The 12,302-nt window shown below is 40.6% G+C and carries 12 protein-coding genes; 2 read left to right on the top strand and 10 right to left on the bottom strand.

What is annotated here, in order from left to right:
* Window positions 1–29: 29 nt before the first annotated feature.
* Window positions 30–659 (top strand): ComF family protein, encoded by a 630-nt coding sequence (locus B9T27_RS01130; protein WP_086205025.1) that lies wholly within the window; start codon window positions 30–32, stop codon window positions 657–659.
* 1 nt (window position 660) lies between these two features.
* Here the strand turns inward: B9T27_RS01130 and B9T27_RS01135 are convergent, their stop codons facing one another.
* Both B9T27_RS01135 and B9T27_RS01140 read right to left on the bottom strand, forming a co-directional pair.
* The gene (locus B9T27_RS01135; RefSeq protein WP_086205026.1) at window positions 661–1,056 is read right to left on the bottom strand and encodes an NUDIX hydrolase; all 396 of its coding nucleotides are present in this window, start codon (window positions 1,054–1,056) and stop codon (window positions 661–663) included.
* Window positions 1,057–1,094: 38 nt separating this feature from the next.
* The gene (locus B9T27_RS01140) at window positions 1,095–1,694 is read right to left on the bottom strand and encodes a TIGR00730 family Rossman fold protein (RefSeq protein WP_086205398.1); all 600 of its coding nucleotides are present in this window, start codon (window positions 1,692–1,694) and stop codon (window positions 1,095–1,097) included.
* 158 nt (window positions 1,695–1,852) lie between these two features.
* Here B9T27_RS01140 and B9T27_RS01145 point away from each other — a divergent pair, with 158 nt between their 5' ends.
* Complete coding sequence (locus B9T27_RS01145) at window positions 1,853–2,866, top strand: magnesium and cobalt transport protein CorA (protein WP_086205027.1); 1,014 nt, start codon at window positions 1,853–1,855, stop codon at window positions 2,864–2,866.
* Between the two features lie 66 nt (window positions 2,867–2,932).
* Here B9T27_RS01145 and B9T27_RS01150 read toward each other — a convergent pair whose 3' ends face one another.
* The 8 genes from B9T27_RS01150 to dxs form a co-directional block, all read right to left on the bottom strand.
* Window positions 2,933–3,220, bottom strand: a complete 288-nt coding sequence (locus tag B9T27_RS01150) for a toluene tolerance protein (protein WP_086205028.1) — start codon at window positions 3,218–3,220, stop codon at window positions 2,933–2,935.
* Between the two features lie 29 nt (window positions 3,221–3,249).
* Window positions 3,250–3,882: an MlaC/ttg2D family ABC transporter substrate-binding protein gene (locus tag B9T27_RS01155; protein ID WP_086205029.1), complete on the bottom strand. Its 633-nt coding sequence runs from the start codon at window positions 3,880–3,882 to the stop codon at window positions 3,250–3,252.
* 22 nt (window positions 3,883–3,904) lie between these two features.
* Window positions 3,905–4,585: an outer membrane lipid asymmetry maintenance protein MlaD gene (locus B9T27_RS01160; protein WP_086205030.1), complete on the bottom strand. Its 681-nt coding sequence runs from the start codon at window positions 4,583–4,585 to the stop codon at window positions 3,905–3,907.
* Window positions 4,585–5,364: a lipid asymmetry maintenance ABC transporter permease subunit MlaE gene (mlaE, locus tag B9T27_RS01165; protein ID WP_086205031.1), complete on the bottom strand. Its 780-nt coding sequence runs from the start codon at window positions 5,362–5,364 to the stop codon at window positions 4,585–4,587. The genes B9T27_RS01160 and mlaE overlap by 1 nt, the downstream gene beginning before the upstream one ends.
* Window positions 5,361–6,179, bottom strand: a complete 819-nt coding sequence (locus B9T27_RS01170; protein WP_086205032.1) for an ABC transporter ATP-binding protein — start codon at window positions 6,177–6,179, stop codon at window positions 5,361–5,363. Before B9T27_RS01170 ends, mlaE begins: the two co-directional genes overlap by 4 nt.
* 408 nt (window positions 6,180–6,587) lie before the next feature.
* The gene (locus B9T27_RS01175) at window positions 6,588–8,555 is read right to left on the bottom strand and encodes a DEAD/DEAH box helicase (RefSeq protein WP_086205033.1); all 1,968 of its coding nucleotides are present in this window, start codon (window positions 8,553–8,555) and stop codon (window positions 6,588–6,590) included.
* Between the two features lie 682 nt (window positions 8,556–9,237).
* Window positions 9,238–10,068, bottom strand: a complete 831-nt coding sequence (locus B9T27_RS01180) for an inositol monophosphatase family protein (protein ID WP_086205034.1) — start codon at window positions 10,066–10,068, stop codon at window positions 9,238–9,240.
* 121 nt (window positions 10,069–10,189) lie between these two features.
* The gene (gene dxs / locus B9T27_RS01185) at window positions 10,190–12,094 is read right to left on the bottom strand and encodes a 1-deoxy-D-xylulose-5-phosphate synthase (RefSeq protein WP_086205035.1); all 1,905 of its coding nucleotides are present in this window, start codon (window positions 12,092–12,094) and stop codon (window positions 10,190–10,192) included.
* Window positions 12,095–12,302: the final 208 nt, after the last annotated feature.

Genomic DNA, 12,302 nt, shown 5'->3' on the forward strand with positions numbered 1-12,302 from the left:
TCCCACTATAACAATAAAAAATAAACTTTATGCTTAATTTAATCCATCAAACCATTCAGCGTGGTATTCAAACACTTTTCCCCTGCCAACTCTGTGGATTAGGGCGTCAACAACAGCATTCCCTATGTGAACAGTGCTGGGATCATTTACCGTGGTTTAAACAATCATTACAACGGCATGAACGCCAAATTTTAGTCGCACATCACTATACGTTCCCAATGGATCGTATCATTCAAAAATACAAATATGAACAACAACTTCACTATCAAACGCTATTAGCACACAGCTTACTCAACCTAAAATTGCCTAAAGTCCAAGCTATTGTTGCTATGCCCATTTCCACAGAACGACTTCGGGAGCGTGGTTACAATCAAACACTAATCATCGCCAAACTCTTGGCGAAACAACTTCATATTCCAGTTTGGCAACCCGTGATTCGAGCTGCGCAACACGCTCAAAAAGGATTAACTCGAATCGAACGCTTGGAAAATATTGAAAATCAATTTCAGCCCATCATCACAAAACAGCGCAAATATAGAAAAGTACTGATTATTGATGATGTCATCACAACAGGAAGTTCAATTCATGCCTTAGCTCAAGCATTGGAATCCTTAGGCTGCCAGCAGGTTTACGCCGCCTGTATTGCCGCTGCTGAATAATTCAATGCAGCAAGTTTTGCTTACACCAAGGAATCACTATTTCCTTGGTCAAGGGAGCTAATAATGTCTGTTGATCATCCAAATCAATCCACTTCATTTCAGCAATTTCAGCATCAATTTTCGGGAGTTGTACCAACTCAACCTGATAAACATAACTGACCAATTGATGATTCGGCTCATTGGCAGCCATTGTTTCAAAACGGCCAATAAATTGTTGAATGGTTGCCCGCGCCCCAATCTCTTCATCAATTTCACGCAGCATCGTCTGCTCAGGTAACTCATCTGGCTCTAACTTCCCGCCTACTTGCATAAAGTATTGGGTATTTTGCTTTCTCACCAACAGCAATTGATTTTGTTGATTCAAAATCACTGCTGCTGCAACGGTAATAATCTTCATTTATTTACTGTCTTACTCAAAATCACTGGAAGCCAAATTTATTTATCTAACTTCACCAAGTCTTCACGATCTTTAACACCCCATTTCGGTTCAGGTGCTTGATAAATTTCAAATCGTGATAAAATCTCATCAATAGAGTCATAGTTCATCAAAACATCGGTAAATCGCGCTTTAGAGAAACCTTTCTCGGTGGTTAATTGGATGAATTTAATCAAATCATCATAAAAACCTTCAACATTTAAAAAAGCACATGGTTTTAAATGAATCCCTAACTGCGCCCACGTCCATTGTTCAAAAATTTCTTCGATGGTGCCAGCACCACCTGGTAAGGCAATAAAACCATCAGATAGTTCAGACATAATGGTTTTACGTTCATGCATATTTTTAACAATATGTAGCTCAGTCAAATCTGGATGTGCCAATTCACGATCCACCAAACCTTGCGGAATAACACCAATAACTTGACCACCCGCCTCTAACGCACTATCCGCAACGATCCCCATGAGACCAGAACGGCCACCACCATAGACCAGCGTCTTACCCTGCTTGGCTAAAGTTTCACCCGTTAAACGGGCTGTTTCCGCAAAAATTGTATCCGTTCCTAAAGCTGAGCCACAAAAAATAGCAATAGATTTCATATACATTCGACCTTGTTGTGATTCTGTCATGCTGTAAAAGTAGACTATCCGAGAGAAATTAAAAAAAATAAGCGATACAAGCAGTGTTTTTCCTTGCATCCTTGTCTAAAATACACCCATCACTTGCACACAGTACTGCGTAAAGGAGAAAAGACACAATGCTTGAAGCCTTTTACGCCACAGAGCGCGGTAGCTTAGAAGATGCTACTATTAATGGAGGATTCGATCTACACCCAGAGTTGGTATGGGTCGATTTAATTGCTCCATCACAAGAAGAGCAAGAATGGGTACTGAATGCCTACGAGCAAAATCTCCCGACACTTAAATCACTAGAAGACATCTCCTCATCGGCACGATTTTATCGTGATGATGATGGTATTTTACATATCAGCACCTATTTTTTAACCAAAAATAAAAATTATCAAGTTGAAGATGACCCTGAAGACTCTTCTAATATGCTGGCTACCGTACAAACGGTAGCCTTCATTTTACATAAAAATCGCTTATTCACTTTACGTGGCGAAAAGCTAGTTGCCTTTCGTGCCTTTCGTGCACGTGCACGTCGTAATGATTATGAAATTGATTACAAAGATCCCACTTGGATTTTATTAGGCCTGCTTGAAGCAAAGTTAGATGAGCTTGCGGATATCTTAGAAGATATCCACAAAGACCTAGAAACCTATTCAACAGAAGTACTCAACGTGCGTCATCGTGAACAGATTCTTGATCTTGATGACATGATTACTCGCCTTGCACAAAAAGAAGATATGCTCGGGAAAGCACAGCTGTGTTTAATTGATTTACGCCGTGTATTAACCTTCTTATCACGGCCACGGGCTTTAGGGAGTCACATTTATGATGCTGATATTCGAGAGCTCAGTGAAGACGTCCGTTCCCTAGTTGAACATGATGCCTTTTTATTCCAAAAGGTTCGATTCTTACTTGATACAACCTCTGGATTCATTAACACTGAACAGAATGATACGATTCGTCGCTTCTCGATTTTACCCAGTATGCTTGCACCACCGATGCTGATCGCCAGTATCTATGGCATGAATACTGAAATCTTACCGTTTGCACATGGTCCCACCAGTTTTATCGTGGTGATTGCTATCCTGATCGCATTCTTTGTCGGACCACTGATTTACTTTAGATGGAAGAAATGGATTTAAGGGCTTTGATATTTTAAGCCATACAAAAAAAGCACCTATTACTAGGTGCTTTTTTTGCTTCCAACATTAAATCAGTTGTAAATCATGTTCTAGGTGACAAGATTGAATGATTTTCATCATTTTCTCAGGTACAGCTTTAAATTGTAAACCTTGCGCATCAGGCGTCTGACGTAACCATTGCACTAGCACTGCTAATGCAAGGGTACTACCTTGCTCTAATTTAGATAAATTAATCGTTAATGGAAAAATTTGTTCATTCTTAATAATTTTTAAACCATTTAAATAATAGTTTTCAGCATTATCAAAAGCTATTTTTCCAATAACATATAATTCCTGATCTTTGAATTCAATCACTCACATAGTCCTGTCCAAATGATCCAAACTTACTTTTTATTCACAGCAGCATCAGCATCGGGCTGGAACGTTGCAATCGCTTTATCAATATTGCCACCATTACGTTGTACATTCGCTGCAAACTGATTACGGAATTGCAAACCTAAATCGATACCAGAAACATTGATATTACGAATTTTCCACTGTGTACCATGATCTGCCAATTGGAAAGATACTGGAATTTTATCGCCTTTATTATTAAAATCGAGTGTCACCACTGGATTTTTGCTATTGGTCGCTTTATAAGGACGCATGGTATATGACTGATTGCTATACTTAGCAAATGCAGTTCCATAATTTTCAATCAAAGTATTACGAAAATTTTGTTCAAATTGAGCACGTTGTGCAGCTGTACTATTTTGATTGGTTGCATAAGTACCCATTACAATACGGGTAAATGCTTGACCGTCAACAAATGGATCAAGATTTTGACGGACGATCGCCTTCACAGCAGCAGGATTATTTTGTAATTTAGCCTGATCCGTTTTTAAACGCGTAATTAACCCATCAGCAACACGCTTTACAAAAGCAGGCGGAGCTTCAGCTGGTACTGCAAATGCAGTTCCTGTCAACATTGTTGCCAATACACTTGCTGTTAGGGTCTGCTTTAATAACATATTCACTTTTCAATCTCTCCTCTAATACTTATTCGACAAATGACGTTTGGGCATCCGTAGTTTCTGTGGAAACAGATGCATCTTTTTTAGATTCAGATGCACCAGCCGCTGACTTTCCAGCACCACCCGTAATAAATTTCGAAATTAAATCTTCAAGATCCATTGTACCTTGAGTATTGGTAATGCTTTCACCACGTTTGACATAATTTAGTCCACCGCCCGGCACCACTTTCAAATACTTTTCACCCAAGAGGCCATTCGTTGCTACCATTATGTAAGCATCTTCATCGATACTCGTAATGGATTTCATGTTGCTAATTAGTTTCTGTTCCATTGCTTTTTGTTCAGCAGGCTTAGCCGCTTGATAATCTGCACTGTAACGTAACTCTTCTAAAGCATTCTGCTCGACTTCTTGTAACTGTTTTGCATTAAAGCTAGTCAATTGACCATCTAAATCAAATTTTACAGTTGCAAGACGTGACACAGGATCTAATGTAATCGAATCAACCCGACCAATTGTAACACCACTCATTGTGACCTTGGCGCGTGGTTTTAAACCATTCACATTGTCAAATGAAGCGGTCATGCTATAACTATCTTTTAAATTTGTGCCTACTAAGCCACTCACTTTCATTGCTAAGAAAAACAAAGCAATACCAAAGATAATGACAAAAATACCAACGGCCAGCTCACTAGTACGTGATTTCATTAAACCCCTCCGAACATGACCGCAGTCAACACAAAATCAAAACCTAAAACACAAAGTGATGAATATACAACAGTACGCGTAGTAGACGTTGCGATACCTTCAGACGTAGGCTCACAAGCATAACCTTGATAAACCGCAATCCAAGTACAAACTACAGCGAAAACAATACTTTTAATAATCGTACCATTCACAATATCTTTTCCAAACTGTACGCTACTTTGCATACCACTCCAGAAAGAGCCTTCATCTACACCCAAAAAGTCAACGCCTACCATTTTACCGCCCATAATTCCTACAGCAGCAAAAACAACAGATAGCATTGGTAAACTGATGATACCCGCCCATAAGCGCGGTGAAACAATGCGTTTTAATGGATCGACACCAATCATTTCCATACTTGATAGCTGTTCAGTCGCTTTCATAAGACCAATTTCAGCCGTTAAAGCAGAACCTGCACGCCCCGCAAAAAGTAATGCTGCAACCACGGGTGCGAGTTCACGAACCAAGGTCAGTGAAACCATCGTCCCTAACATTGCTTCCGAGCCAACATTAATCAAAATTGAATAACCTTGTAGCCCAATCACCAAACCAATAAATAGTCCAGAAACAGCAATAATCAATAGAGATAAAACGCCAACACGATACATCTGATCAACAAATAATCTCACACCCAATAACGTCGGCAGAGATAAAATAATTTGTAGCAACATCATCGTTGCGACGCCAATGCCTTGAACACGCTCAATGACACGTCTACCTAATAAGGCAATGGCATTCATGAACGCACCTCATTATTTAAATAGGCTTGATGGCTAAATTGATAATCCACAGGTCCTTCAATTGAACCGGTTAAAAATTGTTTTACAAATGGTGATGCATGCGCACGTAGCTCATCAGGAGTTCCCTCACCTTGAACTTTGCCTTCTGCAACTACATAAATATAATCTGCAATCGAGAGCGTTTCAGAAACATCATGTGAAACAATAATAGACGTTAGATCTAATGCATCACGCAATGATCGAATCAGACGGGTCAATACTCCCATCACAATTGGGTCTTGTCCTGCAAAGGGTTCATCGTACATAATTAATTCAGGATCAAGTGCAATCGCACGTGCCAATGCAACACGACGATTCATCCCCCCCGATAATTCGGCAGGCATCAATTGTTCTGCACCACGTAGACCTACAGATTCTAATTTTAAAGCCACCAACTCTGAGATTAAATTCTCAGTCAGTTTGGTATGTGCACGTATTGGAAATGCGACATTTTCAAATACCGTCATATCCGTGAATAGTGCACCGCTTTGAAACAACATCCCCATACGCGCACGTGCAGAAAATAATTCTGTCCGTGACATGTTCGCAATATTGATACCATCAAGCAAAATCTGCCCTTGATCTGGGATTAGTTGCCCACCGATTAAACGTAGCAAAGTCGTTTTACCGGTGCCGGATGGACCCATGATTGCGGTAATTTGACCACGACGGATTTTTAGATTTACATCATCATAAATGACACGTTCACCACGGTTAAAGCTTAAATTTTTAACTTCAATTAAAGCCTGACCTTCGGGAAGCGTTTGATTATTCATAGCTGAACAGTTCCTGCATTTTACAGCCCGCTTACTATACTCTCAACAGACGGTAATTTGTTGTTATCAATTGATAATAAAGTTTCAAGGAATTGTATCATTTATAAGCAAAAATCTGATTTTATTATTTTTAGAATTATATAATTCTTATACGGATATATGTCTTACTTTAAGATAGAACGCTATAGATAAAATATAATATATTCGATACAAGTAAAAAAGAAAAAATATAAACCATAACCACTCCATAACTGGCATCACCATATATTTGCGGCATTTTTTTATTGTCCATATTATCTGTTTATTGAAAAAATTTGACCAACTTCTCGTTTTATTTTAACAGGTTTTTTTACCCTTGCAATAAAAAACCAGTCCTAAGACTGGTTTTTTATTGGGTGAAGCAAAGAATTAGTCGTTAAATTTACGACGTGGACGATCTTCACCACCAGCAGCTGGACGCTCACCACGTGGCTTATCATCAAAGCTACGACGTGGGCGATCTTCACCACCAAAAGTACGTTTAGGACGATCTTCACTGAAGCTACGTTGTGGACGATCACCAAAACCGCCTTCACGACGTGGTGCTGGACGATCACCGAAATCACGACGTGGAGCTGGACGATCACCACTTGGTTTATAGTCTACACGGTTGCCACGGTTATCATCTGCAGAACGCGGTTTGTCACCAAAGCTACGTTGTGGACGATCACCGAAACCACCTTCACGACGTGGCGCTGGACGATCACCGAAATCACGTTTAGGACGGTCATCAAACGAACGTTGTGGACGATCACCGAAACCACCTTCACGACGTGGTGCTGGACGATCACCGAAATCACGTTTAGGACGGTCATCAAACGAACGTTGTGGACGATCACCAAAACCGCCTTCACGACGTGGTGCTGGACGATCACCGAAATCACGCTTAGGACGATCTTCACCGCCAGCATAAGCTGGACGCTCACCACGAGGCTTATCATCATAGCTACGACGTGGACGATCTTCACCGCCTGCATAAGCTGGACGATCACCACGAGGTTTATCATCATAGCTACGACGTGCGCCGCCACCATCACGACCACCGCCAAAACCGCCACGACCGCCATCACGACCGCCGCCAAAACCGCCACGACCGCCATCACGACCACGACCACGACCACCGCCATCACGACCACCGCCATCACGACTACCGCGTGCAGGAGGTGGAGATGGCTCAAGGCCTTCAATTTCAGAAACATTCAAACGCGCTTCTAAGTATTCTTCTAATGCACGAATCTTGCCGCGTTCACGGTAAGTTGCAAGTGTAATAGCTTTACCAGTACGACCTGCACGACCAGTACGACCAATACGGTGTACATAGTCTTCGTGTTTCATCGGTAAACCGAAGTTAATTACGTGTGAAATTGTTGGTACGTCTAAACCACGAGCAGCAACGTCTGTTGCAACTAGGATTTTTGCACGACCTTCACGAATACTACGTAAACGACGGTTACGAACTGTTTGTGGCATAGCACCATGAAGTGCTACAACTGAAAGACCTGCTTCTGCAAGTTCTTCAGCAAGCATATCTGTATCTTCTTGAGTAGAAGCAAAGACAACTGCCTGATCTACATCTTCACCACTTAACCAATGAGTAAGCAATTTTTTCTTATGCTCAAAACCATCAGTCCAATGAAGCGTCTGTGCAACATCGGTATTAGTAGAATGACCTGTTTCAATTGCAATACGTACTGGATCATTCATCATGCGTGAAGCAAGGCTAATGATACGTGGAGCAAATGTTGCAGAGAACATCAATGTTTGTTTACGATTTAAAGCCAATTCACTGATTGCTTCTAGGTCATCTGAAAAACCTAGATCAAGCATACGGTCAGCTTCATCGACAATTAATGCATCAACTAAATCAAGTTTAATTTGACGACGGTTTACAAGATCAAGTAAACGACCTGGAGTCGCTACAACAACTTGTGCACCTTTTAACTGTTGGATTTGTTTACCAAAAGGCATACCACCCATGATCGCAGCAACACGAACGCCTTTCATATGACGTACGAATGCAATTGCATCTTGACATACTTGTTGCGCAAGTTCACGAGTCGGTGAAATTACTAAAATATTTGGCTGTGTAACCGCTTTCATACGGTCTTTAAACGGTACTAGACCATCTTCACCAGCTAAAGCTAAAGCATTTAACGTTGGGAGTAAGAACGCAGCAGTTTTACCAGAACCTGTTTGGCTTGAAACTAGAAGGTCTTTACCTTCTAAAGCAGCAGGAATCGCTTGTTCTTGTACTGCTGTAGGTGCAGTAAAACCTAGGCTTTCAATAGCCTTTTGAAGAGATTCGTCTAATGAAAAGTCAGCAAAAGTTTTGCTCATAGAGGCATTCACCCTAATATGGGTGCTCCATTTAATATAGTCTGATGGACATCGGCAAAAAGCGGCACAGCAATAATCGCTGAAAAAATAAGATCAGCGGCGATCCGAGTAACGACGATGTGGATTTAACGCACACATGATTACAGCCGCAACCTGAAAGAATCGTTTAAACGATTGAGTGGGGCGCGAAATATCGTCCTCTCTTTGGACCGGACGCGCATACACAATGATAAGAAGAGATGTTCAGGTAATGAACGGAATTTAAGTGCGTGAGCAAAGTATAGCAGATTTTTTAATAATGTCACCTAGTTTTATTGTTTTTTCCTGTGTTGTAGCTTATTTTTCATACAGTGTCATGTTTTTTAAACGATTAAAAACACAATTATTTAAATAATTTTTTGTTTAATCATCCATGTCGTTAGCAACAATATCAAATAATAACTCATACGATATGCCTTGAAGATAAATTCTATATGTTACTTTTTTCATAAAAGAAATCATAACTATCTCTTCTAGTATATATCCCTATCCATCCTATCTTTAAACTAAATAGCCAACAAGAATAGCTCTAAATCAAAATAACTATTTAGAAGATTACAGGCAATGATTTCTTTCTTAATTTTAAATTTTGAGTATAAAAAAGCTCTCACAAAATTGGAGAGCTTTTTTAACTATGAGCTACTTATTTCGCAGCATCACCCCATGCAGGAACAACAGCTTGCATAAGCGGTTTAAGCAACTTCATTGAACAAGCAATGACTTGACCATTTTCTAAAGAATCTGAACCGCCACGCGCATCCACGACAGTACCGCCCGCTTCCTTCACGATTAACTCACCCGCAGCGATATCCCATGGTTTTAAACCTAATTCGAAATAACCATCAAATCGGCCTGCTGCCACATAGGCTAAATCTAATGCAGCAGAACCTGAACGGCGGTATTGAGCACCAGCTTCAGTTACTTTCAACAATGATTCAAAATGATTTTTTGCATAAGAAATAATTTCACCGTTACGTTTCGCACGGTAAGCATGACCTACAGAAAGGAAGGTATTTTCTAAGCTATCTTTTGTATTTACGCGAATACGACGCTGATTCAACATTGCACCACGACCGCGACTTGCTGAGAATAGCTCATCTTTTACCGGGTCATAAATAACGCCATGCTGTGTCACACCTTTATGTTTCACGGCAATAGAAATGCAGAAATGCGGGACACCATTAATAAAATTTAAAGTCCCATCTAATGGATCAATGACCCAACACCAATCAGCGTCATGGCCTTGACCTTCTTGTAAACCAAACTCTTCACCAAGGAAGCTGTGGTTTTTATAACTTTTACGTAATGTCGCAATCGTCAATTCTTCTAAATAACGATCAACACGCGTAACAGGTCCATCAATACCTTTTTCTTCGACTTGTAGATCGAGTTTATGACGATTTTGATGTGCCTTTAAAAGCTCTTGACCAACTAACTGAGCCGCACGCGCAGCCATCACCACCATAGGTTCCATTGAACACCCACTACAAATTTAAAAGAAACTGATAAAGAATAATGCATAAAAGCGCTGGCATTTTAACAAATGTAAGCGCTTTTAGGGGAAAAAATGTTGCTAAAGTTTTAAGACACTGTATTTATGCAGTTTGCAGCAGCTTTAACCATGCTTTTTCGATCGAATGTTGAATACCTTGAGTATCTAACCCACTCTCTTGTAACATTTGTTCATGACTGGCTTGTGCCATAAAATTATCGGCTAGACCTAAATTTAACATCGGCTTTAAGATTTGAGCGTGTGCTAAATATTCATTTACCGCACTACCTGCACCCGCCATTACAGCATGTTCCTCTACAGTGACAAATAAACTGCTATGTTTTGCCAACTCAGAAAGCATGCTTTCATCTAATGGTTTAACAAAGCGCATATTTACAACCTTCACTGCAATATCATGCTTGCGCGCCAAATTTTCAGCAGCAATCACCGCAACACTCACACGACTACCAAAAGCTAGAATGCTAATATGCTCTTCATACTGTTCGTTAAAACTTGCCACAATTTCAGCTTTACCCAGTGGTATTTCTGTGAATTTTTCTTGAATTTCAACGCCTAAACCAACACCACGTGGGTACCGTACTGCAGCTGGGCCCTTGTATAAATATGCGGTATGCAACATTTGACGACATTCATTCTCATCTTTTGGTGCCATAATCACCATATTCGGTACAGTTCGCATGTAAGCGTAATCATAGGCACCAGCATGTGTTGGGCCATCTTCACCGACTAAACCTGCGCGATCGATACCAAAGGTCACATCTAAATTTTGTAATGCTACATCATGAATCAGCTGATCATAGCCACGCTGTAAGAAGGTTGAATAAATGGCAACCACGGGTTTTAAGCCCTCACATGCCATACCTGCTGCCAAAGTCACAGCATGTTGCTCGGCAATGGCGACATCAAAATAACGCTCTGGATAGGTTTCAGAAAACTCAACCATACCTGAGCCTTCACACATTGCTGGTGTAATTGCCACTAAACGTGAATCTTGTGCTGCTTCATCACACAGCCATTGTCCAAATACATCTGCATACTTTGGTGCTTTGGCACTCGAAGCTTTTGCATTGATCTTACCAATGGCATGGTATTTAATTTGCTCAGCTTCTGCTGGTGCAAAACCTTTGCCTTTTTTAGTATAAATATGAATTAAACGCGGTCCTTTACGTTTTTTCAAAGCATTGAACACTTGAGCTAATTGTTCAACATCATGACCATCAAAAGGTCCAAAATAATCAAAACCGATGGCTTTAAACAAATTATCTGCAGCATCTGTAGCAGATGCATGTAAGCGTGAGTTATAACCCCACTCTGGATGATCTTGAAGAAAAGCTTCACCCTGTTCGTCAATATTTACGAATTGCCCTTGTTCCCAAATGGCCGCCAAGTGTTTGGCAAAACCACCAGTACTACATGAAATTGACATATCATTATCATTTAATACAACAATTAAATCAGCATCATGTGCGACAGCATCATTCATCGCTTCAAAAGCCATGCCAGCTGTCATTGCACCATCACCAACAATCGCGACAACATCACGGGCTTGTTTTTGGTAACGACTTGCAAGTGCCATTCCTAGACCAGCAGAAATGGCCGTCGATGAATGCCCAACCCCAAAAGTATCAAATTCAGATTCTTCACGAGCTGGAAATGCAGCCAAACCATCTTTAGCACGAATCGTAGGCAGTTGTTCACGGCGACCTGTTAGTACTTTATGGGGATAAGCTTGATGCCCTACATCCCAAACCAAACGATCGCGTGGTGTATTAAAACTAAAATGTAGTGCAACGGTGAGTTCAATCACACCTAAGTTCGCACCAAAATGCCCGCCACTTTGACCCGCAGCATACAAAATATATTGACGTAACTCATCTGCCACTTGTGCCAATTGGCTTTGCTCGAGCTGACGTAATTGTTGCGGATCATTAATCTGATCTAACAATGGCGTAACAGGGCGTAGAGTGGGTATTTCTGTATACAACATACGTGGCAGAGCCTTCTTAAGCCTGGCAAATCCGAAGCTGGGTTAATATAGGGACAATCATACAATTAAATATGATTCACCTTCAAATCAGCCGCATATGCGAATTGTGCTGAATCTTCGTGAGTAGGGAGATTATCCTGAATTATCTTACTGTTTATCAACTATTATTGTGTTGTTTCTATAAAAAATAAAAGCTTCAGTATAAAAT

Source organism: Acinetobacter sp. ANC 4648 (assembly GCF_002135345.1).
Lineage (GTDB): Bacteria > Pseudomonadota > Gammaproteobacteria > Pseudomonadales > Moraxellaceae > Acinetobacter.

Coding starts and splice junctions, on each gene's coding strand:
- dxs (WP_086205035.1), bottom strand. CDS start 12,094: ATGTTGTATACAGAAATACCCACTCTACGCCCTGTTACGCCATTGTTA.
- B9T27_RS01145 (WP_086205027.1), top strand. CDS start 1,853: ATGCTTGAAGCCTTTTACGCCACAGAGCGCGGTAGCTTAGAAGATGCT.
- B9T27_RS01140 (WP_086205398.1), bottom strand. CDS start 1,694: ATGAAATCTATTGCTATTTTTTGTGGCTCAGCTTTAGGAACGGATACA.
- B9T27_RS01130 (WP_086205025.1), top strand. CDS start 30: ATGCTTAATTTAATCCATCAAACCATTCAGCGTGGTATTCAAACACTT.
- B9T27_RS01135 (WP_086205026.1), bottom strand. CDS start 1,056: ATGAAGATTATTACCGTTGCAGCAGCAGTGATTTTGAATCAACAAAAT.
- B9T27_RS01160 (WP_086205030.1), bottom strand. CDS start 4,585: ATGAAATCACGTACTAGTGAGCTGGCCGTTGGTATTTTTGTCATTATC.
- mlaE (WP_086205031.1), bottom strand. CDS start 5,364: ATGAATGCCATTGCCTTATTAGGTAGACGTGTCATTGAGCGTGTTCAA.
- B9T27_RS01180 (WP_086205034.1), bottom strand. CDS start 10,068: ATGGAACCTATGGTGGTGATGGCTGCGCGTGCGGCTCAGTTAGTTGGT.
- B9T27_RS01175 (WP_086205033.1), bottom strand. CDS start 8,555: ATGAGCAAAACTTTTGCTGACTTTTCATTAGACGAATCTCTTCAAAAG.
- B9T27_RS01170 (WP_086205032.1), bottom strand. CDS start 6,179: ATGAATAATCAAACGCTTCCCGAAGGTCAGGCTTTAATTGAAGTTAAA.